Origin of the sequence: Lysobacter sp. TAF61 (assembly GCF_052113485.1) — a bacterium.
In the GTDB taxonomy this organism is placed as follows: Bacteria; Pseudomonadota; Gammaproteobacteria; order Xanthomonadales; family Xanthomonadaceae; genus Lysobacter_J.
Genome location: NZ_JBFRDH010000002.1, coordinates 641063 through 659992, shown reverse-complemented (window position 1 = coordinate 659992; position 18930 = coordinate 641063). Strand labels below are relative to the sequence as shown.

Below are 18930 nucleotides of genomic sequence, written 5' to 3'. Positions count from 1 at the left end.
TCAGCGACCGGGCACACCTTCGCGTGGCTTGTGCAGGAAGATCCAGTCGCGGGCCTGCGCTGGCGAGTCCACCAGCACCGCATCGGCTCCCAGCGTCTGCGCGTGCTGGAAGTCGGATCGCGTGTTGATTCCGATCCACAGCAAGCGCGCGCTGCCGTGACCCTGGCGGAAGCAGGCCATCGTGGCGTCGGTCCACAGCTCGGCATCGACCTGTGAGTGGCCCTCGCCCAGCGTGAACTTCTCGGTGACCTCGAGGCGACGGCGCAGTTCGAACGCCGACCAGCGTGCGACCTTGGGCGGCTCGCATCGACCTGACAGCAACTGCGTCACCAGCCGCCCGCGGGTGTCATCGCGTGTCTCGAAACGCTGCGCGCGGGGGTAGCGCGCCCACAGCGGATCGAACGACGCGTCGGTGGAATAGAGCAGCACGCGTGACCATTCGTTGCGTCGCTGCAGGACGTGGGCGACAGCGGCAACCAGTGGCTCGGGCGGCAGCGATTTCATGTCGAGCACCACCGGCACCGAACGCGGAATCCGCGCCAGAGCACTCTCCAGCGTGGGCACCGGCACGGACCGGCTCCGGTACGGATACCGGATCGCGCCATCGGCGCCCTCGACCCGGAAGTTCCAACCCGCGTTGACCCGCTGCAGCTCCCGCCACGTCCAGGCGTTGACCGGACCGCGGGAGTTGGTAAGCGCCGACAAGTCCTGCGGCCGGTAGAGCACCGGCACCCCGTCGCCGCTCAACTGGACGCTGAGCCAGATCGCATCGGCGCCGTTGGCGAGCGATCCCCGGACCGCAACCAGGGTGTTCTCCGGGTAGTCGGCCGCTCCGCCGCGATGGGCCACGATCAATGGCGGTACGAACCGCGCGGAATGGTGCGCAACCGGCGGCTGGGCGACGGCCGCAACGCACTGCATCGATCCGATCAGCGCGCACAGGCGCAGTGCGGTACGCATGAGAAGCCTCCGTGGCAAATGCATGCAACCACCCTAGCCGCAGCCGCCGCACCGGGTCATGACCAAATGGAGCCGATCGTTGAACGCCATCGGCCGGGCTTGCATGCGCTCGACACGGCGCAGAAACGCGAACACCCGGCCTGGGCCGGGTGTCCTGCATTGCGTCACGCGGTTGCGGAGCGTCTTACCAGACCACTTCCGCCATCGAGCAGTTCAGGCCAGAACCAATCCCGAGCAGCGCCACGCGCGTGCCCTTCTTCAGGCGGCCGGCAGCGCGCAGCTTGCTCAGCACGATCGGCACCGAAGCCGGGCCGATGTTGCCGTGCTCGCCGAAGATCGTCATGACCTTCTTCGGATCGATGCCGAACGCCTTCAGGAACGCCTGCGTGTGGGCCTTGCTGACCTGGTGGATGACGAACTCGTCGAGCTCCTCGACCACCCAGCCCATCGCGGCGCGCGCGGCGACGAACGTCGTCTTGGCCAGCTTCAGGCCTTCGATCATCAACATGCGGCCGTCGGCGACCATGCGGTCATGCGCCATGTCGCCGCGGCACAGCTGGTTCCATTCGGTGGCCGAGCGGGTCACGCTGCCGCGGTAGCGCGGCGCGCCCGGGACCAGCTCGGTACGGGCCAGCACCATGGCGGCGGCACCGCTGCCCAGGGTGAGCGTGGCCATCTCGTCGCGGAACTGCTCTTCGGTGACGTCGTCGCGGCTGAGGCGCTCGAGCGTCTTCTCGTAGGCCAGGTCGGCGGTCTCGCCGTTGACGACCAGGGCGTAATCAATTTCGCCGCGCTCGATCATGCGACTGGCGATGTCCATGCCATTGAGGAACGCCAGGCAGGCGTTGGCCACGTCGAAGTTCTGGCAGGTGTCGGGCAGGCGCAGGTTGCCGGACACGATCGAAGCCGTCGACGGCTCAAGGTAGTCGCGGCTGACCGAGGTGCTGACGAGCAGGCCGACGCGATCGGCGTCGATGCCGGCATCAGCCAGCGCCTTCACGCCGGCAAGGGTGGCGGCATCGGATGCGCGCACTTCACCGTCCCAGAGACGGCGCTCGCGCACACCGGCGACTTCCTCGAGCACGTTGTACTTGATGCCGAGGCGATCGAGCGTGGGCTTGAGGCGCGCGTTGATCTCGTCCGAGGTCAGCCGGCGTGGTGCATCGATGTGAGCGAGGCCGGCAATTGCTACGTGCTGGAACAACATGGGGATCGGACCGGAGACGGATGAACACACCATGTTAACGCTTTATGGGGCACCCCACCATGCGGTGGCGTGTGGTAGCCGCCCCCGGCGACGGACGGTCGGACCGGCCGGTGTGCCCGCCTCAGCGGCCGATCGGATAGGTCTGGGCGCTGCTGCCGGCTCCGGGAGCTGCCGAGGCGGCCTTCCCGGCGCCACAACGCCAGGCTGCGTAGCGCTGCGAGCCGTTCAGGGGTTCGCCCATCGGCTGAACGGTATCCGCTTGCAGGCCCGGGGCCTCGTTGCGTGCAGCCGTTTCCAGCTCCTCGCGGACGCGCAGCGGGTTGCGTTCGTAGAAGCCGACGCCGGCCTTGACCGAGACCTCGACCTCGCCACGCTTCTCGCATCCGGCCGGCGCACTGCTGCCGTCGATCACGCGAATCGCCGATGCGCCCGGCGCCATCGGCACCCAGGTGCAGCCGCCGATCGCGAACAGCGAACCGACCGCCAGAACCATTCCCCACATCGACTGACGCATTGCCTGCTCCGAATATTGATTGAATCGATGTGCCCGAGGACTACGCGAACAAACCAGGCCATCGAATGGACGCGATTGTCGTCGTACTGGCAGCCGTTGTGAACGAGGTGAATTGAACAACGACTGAGGCGGCGGTCGCGGTTCGGCAACATGACCGCATTTGGGGGTGCGAAAGGCCACCTGCACCAACCCCTCTCCCGGCAAGGGGAGAGAGGTCGCCGGTGCCGGTTACTTCCCGGATGCGTTCTTGCCGTCGGAGTCGAGGACCTGCACGTCGCCCAGCTTCAGCGCGCGCACCGGCTGCTCGATCTGCTTGATGTCGCCCACGACCACCCAGGTCAGTGCGTCCGGATCGATCGTGGCGGCGGCAGCCTTGACCTGTTCCGGCGTGAGCGCCTCGATCTCGGCCTTGCGCTTGAACACGTAGTCGTCAGGACGGTCGTAGCGGACGATCGCGCTGATCGCGCCCAGCACCGCCGAGGCGGTTTCGAACGAACCGGGCAGGCCGCGAATCTCGGTCGCCTGGATCTTGGCCACCTCTTCCGCGGTCGGCGGCTTCTGGCCGCTGGCGTAGGCGCTGATCTCGCGCTGCAGTTCCTTGAGCGAGTCGGCGGTCTTGTCGATCTGCACCGGCGCGAACGCCATCCACGGGCGCTGGCCAAGCGAGTTGGCCGAGAAGCTGTAGGCGCCGTAGGCCCAGTGCTTGTTCTCGCGCAGGTTCATGTTCAGGCGCGAGGAGAATTCGCCGCCCAGCACCGAGTTGGCGATGTCGAAGCGGACCGAGCTGGGGTCCTTGGTCGACGGCACCACTTCACCGGCAAAGATGTTCGCCTGCACGGCGCCAGGCTGGTCGATCAGGAACACGCGCGGCGACTTCGGCCGGGCCACCTCGCCGATGGTCGGCTTGGGCGGCGCCTCGCCGGTGCCCTTCCAGTCGCCCAGGTGCTTGTCGAGCAGCGGCACGATCTCCTTGAGCGTGGTGTCGCCGACGACAATGAGGGTCGCATCCTGCGGCCGCACCCAGGCCTGGTGGAACGCGACCAGGTCTTCGCGCGTGAGCGAGGAGATCGACTCCTCGGTGCCGCTGCCGCTGAACGGCATCGCATAGGCATGGCCTTCGCCGTAAAGCAGCGGCGGCAGCACGCGCAGTGCGGCGCCGTTCGGGCGCGCCTTCTCCTGCTTGATGCCCGCCACCCAGGTCGCCTTGACCCGGTCGATCTCCTTCTGGTCGAAGCGCGGCGCCCGCAGCATCTGCGAGAACAGGTCGATGGACGGCACCAGGTTCTGCTTCAACGCCGACAGGAAGACCTTGCCGCCGTCGAGCGATGCGCCTGCGCCGATGTTGGCGCCCAGCGATTCGGCACGGTCGCCGAAGGCCAGTGCATCCAGCGTGCCCGCGCCTTCGTCGAGCATGCCCATGGTGAAGCTGGAGGTGCCGAGCTTGCGGCCCTGGTCGGCGCTGAAGCCGCCCAGGAACTCATAGCTCATCTGCACCACCGGGATGTCATGGCGCTCGGCGAGGATCAGGCGGGTGCCGTTCTTCAGCGTCGCGCGCTGCAGCGAGGGGAACTTCAGGTCGGGGAACTGGCTGGTCACCGGCACGCCCTTGCTGCGGTCGACCGGGCTGGGCGTGGTGGTGAACTTCGGGTCCACCGGCGGCAGGGTCAGCGGCGCCGGCGTCACCGATGGATCCTCCGCGATCGCGGTGCGCTCACCCGGCACCACCAGCAACGTGTGGCTGCCGTTGTCGAGCCACTTGCTGCCGATCGCCTTGAGGTCCTTCGGCGTGGCGGTGTCGATGACCTTCAGGCTGTCACGGAAGCAACCGGGATTGCCGGTGTAGACGGTGCATTCGGCCAGCGCGTCGGCCTTGCCGCCGAAGCCGCCGATGCGTTCGATGCCGCGGACGAAGCCGGCCTTGAACACGGTGCGGGCCTGTTCGACCTCGGTCCTGCTCGGGCCGTCCTTGAGCAGGCGCTTGATCTCCTCGTCGATCACCGCCTCGACCTTGGCCGGGTCGACGCCCTGCTTCACGTCGGCGGTGACGAGGAAGTTGGAGCTCAGCTGCGAGGCATAGGCCGAGGCGGAAACGCTGTCGACCAGCTTGTCCGCGTGCAGCAGGCGGCGGTCCAGGCGCGAGGACTTGCTGCCGCCGAGCACCTGCGCCAGCAGCTGCAGCTGGTCGATGTCGGTGGTGCCGGCCTCGGCGACGTTCCAGACGCGGTAGATGCGTGCCTGCGGCACCTTGTCGGTCATGGTCGTGCGGGTGGACTTTTCCAGCGGGGCGACGTCGATCTTGGGCTGGGCCATGGTCGGCGTGGCCGGGATGTTGCCGAAGTACTCGGTGACCTTGGCCTTCGCGGTGGGCACGTCGATGTCGCCGGCCAGCACCAGCACCGCGTTGTTGGGGCCGTACCAGGTGCGGAACCAGCCCTTCACGTCGTCCAGCGAGGCCGAGTTGAGGTCGGCCATCGAGCCGATGGTGCTGTGGTGGTAGGGATGCGTTTTGGGATACATCGCCTTGCCCAGCTCGTCCCAGACCTGGCCATAGGGCTGGTTCTCGCCCTCGCGCTTTTCGTTCTGGACGACGCCGCGCTGTTCATCGAGCGTGGCCTGGTCGATCGCGCCGAGCAGATGGCCCATGCGGTCGGACTCCATCCACAGCGCCATGTCGAGCGCGGTGGTCGGCACGTTCTGGAAATAGTTGGTGCGGTCGGAATTGGTGGTGCCGTTCTGGTCGGTGGTGCCGACCAGCTCGAACGGTTCGAAGAACTCGCCGCGATGGTTTTCCGAGCCGTTGAACATCAGGTGTTCGAACAGGTGCGCAAACCCGGTGCGTCCGGCCGGCTCGTCCTTGCTGCCAACGTGGTACCAGATGTTGACCGCCACGATCGGCGCCTTGCGGTCGGTGTGCACCACCACGCGCAAACCATTGGGAAGGGTGAACTCCTCGTACGGAATGTCCACGGTCGCTTTCGGCGCGGCCTCGACGGCGGAGGACGCGAAGGCGGTTCCGCCGATGACCGTAGCCAGGGCGACGGCGAGGACCGCGGCGCGCGGTCGGAGGGATGCGTACATGGAGACACTCCTGATTGGGGAAACCCGGACTCCCTTGTCCGAGTGGAACCCTCATCCTAGGCCACCGGCGGATGCAGGCACTAGGCCAAAAGTCCCAAGGACCCGTAGTCGCCGTGCCTCCGGACCAACGCGGCACAGCATCGGCCGGGGCCATACACTGGCGCCTTCGCCGCCCAGGGTCGACCGCGATGAGTGACTCCCCGCTTGCCCGCCGCAGCCTGGTCACCGGCGCCAACCGTGGCCTCGGCCTGGAGTTCGTGCGCCAGCTGCTCGCCCGCGGCGACCGCGTGATCGCAACCAGCCGCCATCCCGGCCGCGCCCACGCGCTCAACCAGCTCGCAGGCCAGAACCCCGGGCGTCTGCACGTGCTGCCGCTGGACCTGACCGACCCGAAGTCGCACGCCGAACTCGCCCGCGAGTTGCCGCTGGTCACCGACGGCATCGACCTGCTGATCAACAATGCCGGCGTACTGCATTCGGGCGAACGCTTCGGCCATGTCGCGGCCGCGCAACTGGACGACAGCCTGCGCACCAACGCCGGTGGACCATTCCTGCTGACCCAGGCACTGGCCCCGCACCTGGTCGAAGGCGCCAAGGTCGCCAACCTGTCCTCGATGCTCGGCTCGATCGCCTCCGTGGACGGCTTCCACACGCCGACCTACGCGATCTCGAAGGCGGCGCAGAACATGGCCACGGTGCTGCTCGCCCAGGCATTGCGCGAGCGCGGGATCACCGTGATCGCGCTGCATCCTGGCTGGGTGCAGACCGACATGGGCGGCAGTGGCGCGCAGGTGACGGCAGCCGATTCCGCGCGCGGGCTGCTGGCCGTGATCGATGCGGCGAAGCTGGCCGACAGCGGCCGTTTCATCGACTGGCAGGGCAAACCCTTGCCGTGGTGACGACGGCATCCTTACCACCACTGTCTGCGCTCCACACTTGAAGCCATGTTCGACGTCATCCTCTTCCAGCCCGAAATCCCCCCCAACACCGGCAACGTCATCCGCCTGTGCGCCAATACCGGCGCGCGGCTGCACCTGATCCGGCCACTGGGGTTCGACCTGGAGGACCGCCAGCTCAAGCGCGCCGGCCTCGACTACCACGAGTACGCCACGCTGCAGGTTCACGACGATCTCGATTCGGCATTGGCGGCGATCGCGCAAGCCAATGGCGTGCCGCCACGCCTGTTCGCGCTGAGCACGCGCGGCACGGTGCGCTTCGATGGTCCCGCGTATGGCCCGGGCGATGCGTTCCTGTTCGGCCCGGAGACGCGTGGGCTGCCGACGGAGGTGCTCGAGCACGTGCCGGCACAGCAGCGCCTGCGCTTGCCGATGCGGCCGGACAACCGCAGCCTCAACCTGTCAAACGCGGTCGCGGTGGTGGTGTTCGAGGCGTGGCGCCAGCAGGGATTCAGCGGCGGGCAATAGCCGTAGCGGTTCTGCGGCGGCGCGCCGTCATTCGCACAACACGTTCACCACTGCATGGGTGGCCTTCGCACGACGCGCCGCTGGCAGGACGTAGTCGAGCGCACAGGCCTCATCCGCTGCTTCACCCCAGCGCACGTGGAGCGTCCCGTCGTCGGACACCAGATTGCCGGCCACGATGCGCCCGGCCTGCGCGACAGTTCCGACGCTCCTGCCGGAGTCATCGATGACATCGGCGCCAAATGGCAGAGCGGCTCCATCTGCACGCCTGGCGTGCAGGATCGCGGCGCGACCGGCGCTGGTGGTGTCGAACTTGACCAGGGTGATGGCCCCGGCCGTGGGCACCGTCTGCTCCTGGCTGGAGTTGAGCTGCACATGCAGCGGCAAGCCTCGGGGATCCACTTCGATGGCGCTGCGCGTGAACGGCGACAGGTTCGACACCACCGCGTGTCCCCAGCGATCAATGCGCAGGCCGCTGCCATTGGGAACGGTGGCGCCCCTGGCGCCCTTGGCCCGGATGATGGCCAGGGTATCGCCCATGGTCGGGGTCAGGACTACGCCGCCGGAGTAGGCCACGATGCCACCGGAGATGCCGGCCCCGGCCTGGTTGTAGCGGTTGGACCTGCTGGCGCTGGCGGAAACGATAGCGGACGGCAGCGAGTAGGAGGCGTTCGCGCCAAGGCTGCCGGTTGCCCGCGCACTGCCATCGCGGTGGCGGCTGGCATTGACTGCGTAACTGAAGGCACTGTCGCGGCCGAGCGTGCCCGTCAGCGATTGCTGGAGGCTTGTTGCGCCCAGCGAATCGCGCTGCACGGTGGTCTGCGCATAAGGCGCGCGTGGGTGTCTACCCAGGGCGGCGCCAATGGTGAAGACCACGCGGTTGTCCCAGGCAGCGCGCCCGAGGTCGAACTGGCGCGAAGCGGAGAAACCAAAGGTGATGCGGCCGTAGGCGTTGTTGTAACCCATCTGGAACTGCGTATGGGTTTCGGCGCGGTTCCAGTAGTCCTGGCGTGAACCCGTCAGGTAGAACGAGCCCCCGCCGCCGGGCAGGTCCTGGTTGACCGACAGCTGCAAGCGGCCACGTTCGCGATCGGGTTCTGCCAGCAGGTCGTCCGGACGGCGATGGTTGATCGCCACCGCATCTTCGAGGTCGAGATAGTCGTCACTGGAGTAGCGGTACGCCGCCAGCGTCAGATTGGTGCGGGTCGGAGCGATCACTTTGCTGTAGCTCAGTCGCAGGCTCTGGCCACCGCGGTCTGGTTGTGCCGGCAGGCCGGCCCGGGACCGCGTGATGTCCAGGCCGATCGCGCCTATCGCCGTATTGAACGCCGCACCGACGACTGCAGCCGCGTACTCGTCCGACGCCGTGATGCCGCCATAGGCCGTGAGCCGGTTGCCCAGCCCGCGCTGGTAGGTGGCCTGCAGCAACGCCGGAGTGGCATCGACGGAAGGATGGCGATACTCGCCGGCGGTCAGGCTGAAGCGACTCACCCCTGGCCGCAGGGCGTTGACCGCCGCGGCATAGGGCACCCTGGAAATGCTGACGCTGCCGTCGGCCTCGGTGACCACCACTTCAAGGTCGCCGCCATAGCCACTCGGGTACAGGTCGTCGATCTCGAACGCGCCGGCGGCGACGTTGGCTTCATACAGGATGTTCCCGCCCTGACGGATCTGCACGCGAGCATTGCTGCTGGCAATGCCGTGCACCGTCGGAGCGTAGCCGCGCTGGGATTCGGGATGCATGCGCTCGTCGCTGGCGAGCTGGATGCCGCGAAAGCCGACGCTGTCGAACACCGTGCCATCGGTAAAGGACTCGCCGATGGTCAACTGACTCTTCAGGGGAACGACCGCGCGCTGCAGGTAGGTCTGGATGCCCTGATAGCGAACGCCGGTGTGCTGGTGGTGGTTGAAGTTGCCGATATGACGCAGGCGCCACGGCCCGGCGTTTGCCCCGGCATTGATACCTGCGTAAGCCTGCGTCGCGGTGTCGCGGCCGGATCCGGAGCGGTAGGCGTTGGCGTTGTACTGCAGGCGAAACGCACGGATGCCGTCGTCCCACAGGCTCGGGTCGACGTAGCCTCGTGCCTGCCGCAGCAGGGCGGCCTGGGGAACGCCGATATCCAAGCGCTGCTCACCGTTGTCGAATACCGCGGTGGAATCCGCAATCAGTTCCGGCAACGTGATGCACGCGCCCGCATCGGCCTCCCGCAAACGGGTCATGGCCTCGGGCGACAACCGGGTCATGTCGATGCCAAGACGTCCCAACAGGTCCTCGCCGATGCAGGGCTCCGCGTCGTGGCCCGGCGTCATGACCTGCATCACGACTTCAACCTGGCCGCGCGGGGCCTGATTGACGTACAGATCGGCCAGGTACGTACCCGGCAACGCAACATTGGCCCTGGCAAAGCGGCTTATGTCCACCGCGCTACCGTCGCTGCCGAACTGCAGGAACGCGTCGTTGAATTCCACCAGCGAGCCGGAGTCATCGGCAGCTGGACCGCCGGTCCAGGCGGACGCCCCGCCGCTGGCCAACAGCGCCGTGACGGCAACACTGAGGGGACGCATACGCAGGCACGGCATTGGCGGTCTGGCCGCGCACATGATGGATCTCCGGATAGCCAGTCCCCGCCCGCGACGCGACGCCGGTACGGATGGCAGTTCGGTCGCGCTCACCGCGTTGTCTGTCAGCGCACGGGGAGCAGCGTGGGAGCTACGAGCGGGCTTGCCTGGTCAAGCGCTGCCTCACCCTCGATGACGCCCCCGTAGTCGTTGATGGCGTGATAAAGCAGCTTGGCTCCAGCAGATTCCGGCACGTCGCCTTGCAAGGGGAACGCCCTGGTCTCGCCCGGGCCGACCATGCCACCGTCGCCGAAGCGCGCTGTCTTGCCGCCACCCGTGACTTCGACCAGCGACAGCGAGACGTGGAAAGGCGTCGGGTTGAATGCCTGCAGTGCGCTGCGATCGCCTTCCGCTGCCAGGCGCCACCGCAGTTTCGACGGCGCCGCGCCTGCGTCGCCGGCCCTGAGCGTGTCGGGACGGTAGAACAGCTTGATCCTGGTGCGAAAGGCCATCTGCAAGGTGTTGGACCCGGCCGCTGCACCGGGACCTGGTTTCGGAGGCACCTCGAGCATGTTCAGCCAGAACACCGATTCCTTGTCCTGCGGCAGTGGTTCGCCGGTGTGGATGATGCGGATCGTCTGAGCCTTGCCGGGGTCGATGCGGGCAATCGGCGGTGTCACGGTGAACGGAACCTCGATCGTGGCGGGCGTCGCGTTCGGGTCACCCTCGTCCAGCCACACCTGCGTGAGCGCCGGCGTCCTGCCGTCGTTGCTGAGCTTGACGGTGACCTCCGCCTCGTGTGCCGGGTAGATCACGCGCGTGCCCGCGATGACCACGGATGCTCGTGCTTCCGTCACGAACGCGCACACTGCAAGCATCCCGGAGGCGCACAGGACCTTGCCGAGATGGCGTTGGCTGTTCATGGAGGAGGCCTGCGGCATCGCACTGTGCGACACGGCCCGGCTCAGTTGTAGATGAGCGAGTAGGTGACGCTCGAGGTCACCGCTCCCACTGCCAGCGCCGTGCTGCTCAGGCGATGGTAGCGGGCAACGTAGTTGAGCGTGACCGCACCGCTGGCCGGGATGGTCGCCAGCGCCGAGTTCTGCGAGGCAATGGACGAGCCGACATTGATCGGCGTGCCGTCACTGTTGAGCAGTTGAATGCGCAGGCCCGCCGAACTCCCCGGGCCGCTGGTGATCAGCTCGCCCGTGGCCAGATCGACGCTCGTGCCGGGTTCGAAACGCGTACGGACCGAACCGGTGCCCTGGGAACAACCGCTCAATGCGATCTGGAACGGCGTATCGCCGGATACCGAACCAATCGTCGACAGGTTCGATCGGGAAATGGTCGCCAGCGGCACCGCGATGTTACGGGCGCCGTCGGCGGCCGTGCCGTTGATCGAGCACGTCTGTGCCGTCATTTCCCCGGTGATGTTGACGGCGCCGTCGGACGCAACGGCCGCCAAGGAAACAAGTGCGAGCGCGGGAAGGGCCCCGAGGATGGTCAGCTTGTTGTTCATGCGCGCGCTCAGTTGTAGATCAGGGAGTAGGTCACGGTCGCTGCGATGGCTCCGGCGCCGAGCACTGGCGTGGTGGCCGCGCGCTTGTAACGGGCGATGTAGTTCAGCGTGACGGCGCCGCCGACGGGAATGCTCTGGGCAACCGAACCCTGGGTTGCGTCCGGCGCCCCCACGTTGATGACCGTGCCGTTGCCGTTGAGGAGCTGGATGCGCAGGCTGCTGCTGGCGCCGGCGCCGGACGTGATCAGCTCGCCGGACGCCGCGTGCACGGTGGCCCCGGGTTCAAAGCGCGTGTGCACCCTGCCCTCTTCGGGCGTGCAGCCGGTAAGCGAGATGGCGAATGCGGTGTCGCCCGCGGTCGAGTTCAGTGCGGTCAGACTTGTCTGCGTTGCCCGTGGCAGCGACACCGAGATGTTCCGCGCGCCATCGGCCGCGGTGCCGTTGATCGAGCAGGTCTGGCTGGTGATCATTCCGGTGAAGGTGATCGTGCCATCGGAGGCGTTTGCGGCCCTCGACGTCATCGCCAGTCCGATCAGCGCAATTGCGCAGGAGAGCTTGTGGTCCATCATGCGACCTTCCCTGTGTGGCAGTTGATGGGTGGGCTCTGCGGTGGGACATGCCGCCTACCGGGCTTGGACATGTCAGTGACCCGCCTGCTGCAGAGCTGTTACAGGCTAGGAACCCGGCTGCATGCGCGGTATGAGAATCGTCTTGGAGTGCCCGCGATGGGCGCTTACGCGGGGCAGTCAGGCCAGCAGGCCGTGCTCACGCGCGTAGGCATAGACTTCGAGATCGGTCTTGAGCCCCAGCTTGGACATGCCGTCCATTTTTTGCCGGCTTACGGTCTTGATGCTGCGGTCGAGCCGCTCGGCGATCTGCGACACGGTCAGCCCCGAGACGAACAGACCGAGCACTTCGGCTTCGCGCGGCGACAGAGGCAACCGGGTCGAATCATGCCCTTCCATCTGATCGAGCTGATGACCGCCTGCAGCGCTGACGTACTCGCGGCCATGCGAGACCGCCTGGATCGCCAGCGGCAGCTCCGACAGTGCGTCGGACTTGTTCAGCAGCCCGCGCACGCCGGTGCCGAGGATGGAACTGAGCACGCCGGGGTTGTTCATCATCGTCAGCACGATGATCGGCACCTGCGGCCACCGGCTTCGCAGGTGCTCGAGCATGGCCAGGCCATCGGGCAGCTGGCCGCCCGGCATGCTGAAGTCCGTCAGAAGTACATCGCAGGGGTGCTCGTCGAGGGCCCTGACCAGCTCGCCGGTGCTGCCGGCTTCGGCCACGACCTGCATGTTGTTGCGCTCCAGCAGGACGCGGACACCGCTGCGGACTATGGGGTGGTCGTCGGCCAGGATTATTCGTAGCGTCATGGCGTCGGTGCAGCCGAATCAACGTTGAATCATCGCTCTGGCAGTGCACGTACGCAACTCGGATGCGCGCAGTAAATTGAGACGATTCTGATGGATTTGCAGGAAGGCACTCACTAGCGTGGGCCGTTCAGGGGTCCTCTCAGTGCGATCGGTTATGCCATTCCGACATCGACCCGGACATAGTCCGGCGGTCCTCCTGTTCGCCACGCTGGTGGCGTTCTTTGGCGTGCTCGCTCCTGCGCTGGCTCAGGACACGGGCATGGCGTCGCTCAGCGCGGACGAGCTGGCGTGGAGGCGAAGCCATCCGGTCGTGCGCGTGGGCGTGTTCGCCGGCGACCACCTGCCGGCCGAGACCTGGGTGGCGGGGCATCCGGAGGGGCTCGGGCCCGACTATGCGCGGCTGCTGGCATCGAAAGTCGGGCTGCGCCTCTCGTTCGATCCGTTCACGGACTGGGAACCGGTGTCGTGGCCGGCGGCTTGGGAGATGCCGCGTTACGACCTGTTGCTCGGACAGCCCAATACCGCGACGCGGCGCAGTCACTTCCAGTTCCTCCGGCCCTACCTCAAGGGCTACCTGATGCTCGTCGCGCGCCGCGGCGACGTGCGCATCCGCGACGAGGCCGACCTGGATCGCGCACGGATCGTGGTGGAGCGCCGCTATCTGGAGACGGCGACGTGGGCGGTAAAGCGGTTCCCGCGCGCCCTCATCCTGTACGCCGAGGACGGCCGCGAAGCATTGCGCATGGTCGCCGACGGCGAAGCCGATGCCTACATCGGCCATACCGAGTACCGCACGCAGACGCTGTTGCACCAGCGGCCAGCCGATGATCTCGTCCTGCTGGGTGCGCTGAATGTTCCGGCGGTGCAGATCGGGCTGGCGATCCCGCTTCGCGATGCAATGCTCACGCGCGTGCTGCGCAAGGCCGAGGCCGAGGTCAGGCCCGCCGAGCTGCTGCGCCTGCAGCAGCGGTGGGGCGTGGACATGCTGCCGCAGGCGATGTCCCCCGTCGCCGGAATGACCGCCAATGACCGGCGCGTTCTCGACAATCTGCCGGTGCTGCGGCTCGGCTACGAAACCAATCGACCGCCGTACTCGTTCGTCAATGCCAATGGCGAGTTCGACGGGATGGCGGCCGACTATCTTGCCGCCGTGCGCAAGGTGCTTGGGCTTCGCCTGCAACTGGTGCCGGCGAGGGACCTGAACGAACTGCAGCAGATGGTGCAGGCCGGCGAAGTCGACATGGTCGCTGCGGCGATGATGGGCGACTTCCGTGGCGACGACCTGATGTTCAGTCGCGCCTACGAGCGTTTTCCCGAAGTGATCGTCGCGCGCGTGCACGGGCCGGTGATCGCCGGGCCCGAAGACCTGCGCGGGCGACGCGTCGCAGCGCGCGAAGAGGCCGGATTGCTGGCGCGGCTGAGCATCGTCCTGGACCAGAGCACGCTGGTGCCGGTGGGCAGCAATGAAGCCGGCCTGGCCCTGGTCGCGGATGGCAAAGCCGATGCTTTCATCGGCACGTTTCCGGCGATCGACGCCCTGATTCGCGACCGTTATGCGGCGCGTCTGCAGATGGTCGGCCCGACCGGGCTGGACCACGAGCTCGCCTTTGGCGTCCGCCGCAACCACGCCGCGCTGTTGCCGATGGTGGATCGTGTCCTGGCCGGCATCGGCGATGACGAGAAGCGTACGATCCGCGCGCGCTGGCTGAGCAACGAGTACCGGTTTGGCGTGCCCTGGGGCTGGGTGCTGGGCATCCTGCTCGCCGGCGGCGCGATCGTCGCGGTCATGAGCGTCGCGCACCTGGGCATGCGCCGGCAGGTGCGCGCCCGCACCGCTGCCGAACGCAAACTCGCCGATCAGCTGCAGTTCCAGGAGCGGCTGCTCAACAACATCCCCTATCCGGTGTTCGTGAAGGACACACAGGGGCGATACCTTGCCGTGAACCTCGCCTACTCGAAGCGCTACGGGGTCGATTCGCGCCAGCTGATCGGCCGCACGCTGCTGGAGACTCGGCACCTGCCGGTCGAGATCGATGCGATCCACGCCTTCGAGATGTCGGTGTTCGACACCGGCGAACACCTCACCAGGGAGGTGCGCACCGAATCGCCCGACAGCCCCGGCGGCGAGCGTTACGAGTTGTTGTGGATCCATATCTTCGAACTTGGCAACGGCGAGCATGCCGGCCTGCTCGGGACCGCGGTGGACATCACCGAGATCCGCGTCGCCGAAGCGCGTGCGCGGGCCTCGGAACTGCGGCTGGCGGAGATTGCCCGCACCCTGCCCTCGGCCGTGTTCGAACTGCGGGTATCGGCCGACGGCAAGCGCCGGTTCACCTATGCCGGCGGTGACACGCTGGGAACGATCGGGCTGACTCCGGAACAGATGGTGGCGGACGAGACGCTGGCGTTCTCGCACGTGTACGTCGACGATCGCCAGCTGCTGGCCAGCAACGTTGCCGCGGCTGCGGAAGCGATGGAGCCGATGCAGCAGTTCGACGTGCGCATGCACTCGGTGCATGGGCTGCGCTGGATCCGTACCGCAGGCGGACCACCACGGCGTGGCAACGACGGATCGGTGGACTGGAGCGGCTACTGGATCGACGTCACCGACAGCCACGAGCAGGCCCAGGCGCTGGCGCGCGCCAATGCCGAGGCCAAGGCCGCGGTCGCGACCAAGGCGGCGTTCCTGGCGATGATGAGCCACGAGATCCGCACGCCGATGGCCGGCGTGCTGGGCCTGGTCGAACTGCTCGCGCAGACGCATACCGACCGCGAACAGGCGAACATGCTGTCGATGGTGCAGGACTCGGCGCGGACGCTGCTGCAGATCCTGGACGACATCCTCGACTTCTCGCGGATCGATTCCGGCCGGCTTGAGCTGGAGAGCGCGCCGTTCGACCTGCGCGCGCTGGCCGACGGCGTCATTGGCCTGTTCTCCGCGCGGGCACGGGAGAAGGGGCTGCGCCTGTACTGCGTGATCGATTGGCGTCTGGCCGCGCAGTTCACGGGTGACGCGGTGCGGATCCGCCAGATCATCACCAACCTGCTCAGCAACGCGATCAAGTTCACCCACCATGGCCATGTCGAGGTGCAGATAGACCTGGTCGGGGAGAGTGAAGATGGACAACGCCTGTCGATCACCGTCGTCGACACGGGCATCGGTATTTCCGGCGAACAGTTCCTGCGCCTGTTCCGTCCGTTCACCCAGGCCGAATCCTCCACGACGCGGCGCTTCGGTGGGTCAGGGCTGGGGCTGATCATCTGCCAGCGCCTGGCCACCCTGATGGGCGGCACCGTACAGCTGCAGAGCACGCCCGACGAAGGCACGCGCGCAACATTCGAGCTGATGCTGCCTGTTGCGGCGACATTGCAGCCGCTGCCTGGCTTCGCCGGCAAGACGGCCGTGCTGTGCACGCGGGATGCGATGTTTGCGCGCGAGCTGGCCAATGCGCTTTCTTCGATGGGGTTCAGCGTGGCCGAGGTGGAGCCTGCGGACTGGGACACGCTCGATTGCGATCGCACCGATCTGTTCCTGGTCGACCGCAGGCTGGTCGAGAGCGGCCAGCGTCCAAAGCACGGGCGCTGCCTGCTGCTGGATGACTCCAACTCACACGCGGGCGATGCGATCGCGGCGCAGGCCCATGGCGTGCTGCACGGCAACCCGCTGCTCTGGCGATCGCTTCGCGATGCCTGCCATGCAGTGTTCGAGCAGCCCGCGCCGATCGAAGCCGCTAGCGAACGCAGCGGGCCGCGTTCACGGCAGCACCGGTGGGCGCGCATCCTGGTGGCCGAGGACCATCCGGTCAACCGCGCGGTGATCTCCCGGCAACTGGGGCACCTGGGCTTCGACCATTCCCTGGCCACCGATGGCGAACAGGCGTTGGCCATGCTCGCCGACGATGCGTTCGACCTGCTGATCACCGATTGCGACATGCCACGGATGGACGGCTACGCCCTCACGCGGCACATCCGCGCCAGTGAGCCGGGCGCAACAAGGCGCCTGCCGATCATCGCCTTGTCGGCCAGTGCGCTGCCCGAGGACGTGCAGCGCTGCAACGATGCGGGCATGGATGGCTTCCTGTCCAAACCGATGACGTTGCACGAGCTCGATTCGATGCTGGCGCGTCACCTCGATCCCGGCCCGGGCGTCGGGCCCTGGGATGTCGCGCCGCCGATGCTTGCCGACCCGATGGCATTGCTGACCGAGACGCTCGGCAGCGCCGACGATGCGCAGAGCTTGTTGAAGGAACTGCTGTCGACCTGCCGCGAGGACATGCGCGAGTTCGATGCGGCCCTCGCGGCCGGCGACACGCTTCGGCAGACCCGGCTGTTGCATCGTATGAACGGCGCGCTGGCATTGTTGCGCGACATGCCGCCGGCGAACCGCGACGGAATCGGAGCGCTCCCGCTCACGCGCCAGCGCGATCTGCTGCTGCGCTGCCTCGACCGGCTTGACCGCCTGTTGGACACGCCCGACGACGACGTCGCAGGCCATGTCGCCGATGGCCGGGCCTGAGCCCGCATGGCCTCCGCCGGGCCCCCGACCACGCCTTCACCTGATTGGTTCCTGCACGGGTCGGTTCAGTATTCAGGTTAAATTTCGGTTACGTATGGATACTCACGCCACCGGTGCCGGTCAACGTTTCCCCCGAATGACTCTGTTTTCGAGAGTCCGGCATCGGATCCAAACCAAAAAACAGGCTGAGACCTTATGAAGCGTTCCCTGATTGCTGCCCTGACCCTGCTTGCCGCCGCCCCGTTTGCTGCTTCCGCCGCTGACGGCGTGTCGTACACCTACGTCGAGGCGGGCTATGCCGCCACCAATGGCGACAATTCGCTCGATTCCGATGGCTGGGCCATCAACGGTTCGGCTGCGATCGCGCCGAACTTCCACCTGTACGGTGGCTACAGCGGCCAGAAGACCGACGACTTCGATACCGGCCTGGGCCGCGTCAATGGCATCGATGTCGACCAGTGGAATGTCGGCGTGGGCTACAACCATGAGCTGAACTCGCAGCTCGACCTGCTGACCCGCGTTGGCTACCAGAAGGCCGAGACCGACAGCTTCAACGTCGGCGCCGTGAACTTCGGTGGCACCGATGCAGACGGCTGGAACGTCGAGGCCGGCGTGCGCGGCGCGTTCACGCCGAACTTCGAAGGCTACGCTCTGGCCGGCTACGAAGACTACGAACATGCCGATGGTGAGTTCTACGGCCGCCTCGGCGCCCAGGTGAAGTTCAACCAGACCTGGGGCGTCAACGGCGAAGTCAAGTTCGTCGACGGCAACACCTCGTACTTCGTCGGTCCGCGCATGAGCTTCTAAGCGTTACCGTCCCTCTCCCGCGTTCTGCGAGAGAGGGACGAATGTGTTTCATCGCGATGGCTCTCTCTCCCCCACCTCGCGAACTGAAAGCCCGGCCTCGGCCGGGCTTTTTTTTGGCCCACGGCCAGTTGAGCGCCGCGGCAGTGGAAGCCCTCCAGGCGCAACTGGGACCGGCGTTGCAGTTGCCGACACCGGCCCGCGCCGGGTTGCCATGGGCGCGCGGCGTTCCGCGATAATGCGTTCATGCCGCGCAACCCGCGGGCATCCACTCTTGGGGACATCATGAACAAGCAACTCGTGCTGGCGCTCGCGCTGGCAGCGGCTCCGTTTGCCGCCCGTGCCGGCAGCCACAGCTATACCTACCTGGAAGGCGGCTACGCCCAGCTCAACCAGGAACTGCCGCAGGTGGATGGCATCCACATCGACGACGTCAAGGCAGGCGGATTCTTCGTCGGCGGCTCGGTCGCGCTGGGCGAGTCGCAGTTCCATGTGTTCGGCAGTTACCGCAAGGGCGACGACGACGTGGGCGTGTCGGCGCCGATCATCGGCGACCTCGGCAGCGCCGGCATCGACATGGACCAGGGCATCCTCGGCTTCGGCTATCACCAGAGCCTGAACCAGCGCACCGACCTGGTCGCCGATCTGAGCTACCTCAGCACCAACATCGACGTGAAGGACGACGGTGAAGGCGGCCAGGACGGCGACGACTTCCGCGTCGCGGTCGGCGTGCGCCATTGGATCGCCAACGACGTCGAGATCTGGGGCAAGGGCAACTACACCGATGGCGATGTCTACGATGGCGCCTTCAGTGCGACGCTGGGGCTGCAGTACCGCATGACGCCGGTCTGGGGCGTGGTCGGCGAAGCCGAGTTTGGCGACGAGTTCTCGCAGGTCACCGTGGGCGTGCGCGCGAGCTTCTGAAGCCGGCGCCAGGTACACCAGGAAAAAACCCGGCTTGCGCCGGGTTTTT

13 protein-coding genes and 1 pseudogene are annotated in these 18930 nt (G+C 66.8%); 5 read left to right on the top strand and 9 right to left on the bottom strand.

Features of this window, described 5'->3' with window-relative positions; genetic code table 11:
• From AB4Y64_RS07375 to AB4Y64_RS07360, 4 genes and pseudogenes are all read right to left on the bottom strand, one after another.
• On the bottom strand, window positions 1–960 hold the full coding sequence (locus AB4Y64_RS07375; RefSeq protein ID WP_441815782.1) for a glycerophosphodiester phosphodiesterase family protein: 960 nt from the start codon (window positions 958–960) through the stop codon (window positions 1–3).
• A gap of 184 nt (window positions 961–1144) precedes the next feature.
• The gene (locus tag AB4Y64_RS07370; RefSeq protein WP_441815781.1) at window positions 1145–2167 is read right to left on the bottom strand and encodes a 3-oxoacyl-ACP synthase III; all 1023 of its coding nucleotides are present in this window, start codon (window positions 2165–2167) and stop codon (window positions 1145–1147) included.
• Between the two features lie 193 nt (window positions 2168–2360).
• A pseudogene (locus AB4Y64_RS07365) lies at window positions 2361–2660 on the bottom strand (DUF4156 domain-containing protein); the annotation flags it as partial.
• Window positions 2661–2909: 249 nt separating this feature from the next.
• Complete coding sequence (locus tag AB4Y64_RS07360) at window positions 2910–5759, bottom strand: M16 family metallopeptidase (protein WP_441815780.1); 2850 nt, start codon at window positions 5757–5759, stop codon at window positions 2910–2912.
• Window positions 5760–5947: 188 nt separating this feature from the next.
• On the opposite strand from AB4Y64_RS07360, the gene AB4Y64_RS07355 reads away from it, so the two are divergent.
• Both AB4Y64_RS07355 and AB4Y64_RS07350 read left to right on the top strand, forming a co-directional pair.
• The gene (locus tag AB4Y64_RS07355; protein ID WP_441815779.1) at window positions 5948–6658 is read left to right on the top strand and encodes an SDR family oxidoreductase; all 711 of its coding nucleotides are present in this window, start codon (window positions 5948–5950) and stop codon (window positions 6656–6658) included.
• Between the two features lie 45 nt (window positions 6659–6703).
• A complete protein-coding gene (locus AB4Y64_RS07350; protein WP_441815778.1) occupies window positions 6704–7183 on the top strand; it encodes a tRNA (cytidine(34)-2'-O)-methyltransferase in 480 nt (159 codons plus the stop codon).
• Window positions 7184–7210: 27 nt separating this feature from the next.
• Here the strand turns inward: AB4Y64_RS07350 and AB4Y64_RS07345 are convergent, their stop codons facing one another.
• From AB4Y64_RS07345 to AB4Y64_RS07325, 5 genes are all read right to left on the bottom strand, one after another.
• A complete protein-coding gene (locus AB4Y64_RS07345; protein WP_441815777.1) occupies window positions 7211–9745 on the bottom strand; it encodes a fimbria/pilus outer membrane usher protein in 2535 nt (844 codons plus the stop codon).
• 119 nt (window positions 9746–9864) lie between these two features.
• Window positions 9865–10662, bottom strand: coding sequence for a fimbria/pilus periplasmic chaperone (locus tag AB4Y64_RS07340; RefSeq protein WP_441815776.1), 798 nt, complete (start codon window positions 10660–10662; stop codon window positions 9865–9867).
• Window positions 10663–10703: 41 nt separating this feature from the next.
• Entirely contained in the window at window positions 10704–11258 is a 555-nt protein-coding gene (locus tag AB4Y64_RS07335; protein ID WP_441815775.1) for a fimbrial protein, read from the bottom strand.
• 8 nt (window positions 11259–11266) lie between these two features.
• The gene (locus AB4Y64_RS07330) at window positions 11267–11827 is read right to left on the bottom strand and encodes a fimbrial protein (RefSeq protein ID WP_441815774.1); all 561 of its coding nucleotides are present in this window, start codon (window positions 11825–11827) and stop codon (window positions 11267–11269) included.
• Between the two features lie 177 nt (window positions 11828–12004).
• Window positions 12005–12637 (bottom strand): response regulator, encoded by a 633-nt coding sequence (locus AB4Y64_RS07325; protein ID WP_441815773.1) that lies wholly within the window; start codon window positions 12635–12637, stop codon window positions 12005–12007.
• Between the two features lie 259 nt (window positions 12638–12896).
• On the opposite strand from AB4Y64_RS07325, the gene AB4Y64_RS07320 reads away from it, so the two are divergent.
• From AB4Y64_RS07320 to AB4Y64_RS07310, 3 genes are all read left to right on the top strand, one after another.
• Window positions 12897–17153 carry an ATP-binding protein gene (locus AB4Y64_RS07320; RefSeq protein ID WP_441815772.1) on the top strand — a complete coding sequence of 1419 codons (4257 nt, stop codon included), beginning with the start codon at window positions 12897–12899 and terminating at the stop codon, window positions 17151–17153.
• A gap of 195 nt (window positions 17154–17348) precedes the next feature.
• Window positions 17349–17960, top strand: coding sequence for an outer membrane beta-barrel protein (locus AB4Y64_RS07315; RefSeq protein ID WP_441815771.1), 612 nt, complete (start codon window positions 17349–17351; stop codon window positions 17958–17960).
• A 282-nt stretch (window positions 17961–18242) separates the two neighbouring features.
• On the top strand, window positions 18243–18881 hold the full coding sequence (locus AB4Y64_RS07310) for an outer membrane beta-barrel protein (protein WP_441815770.1): 639 nt from the start codon (window positions 18243–18245) through the stop codon (window positions 18879–18881).
• Window positions 18882–18930 lie beyond the last annotated feature (49 nt).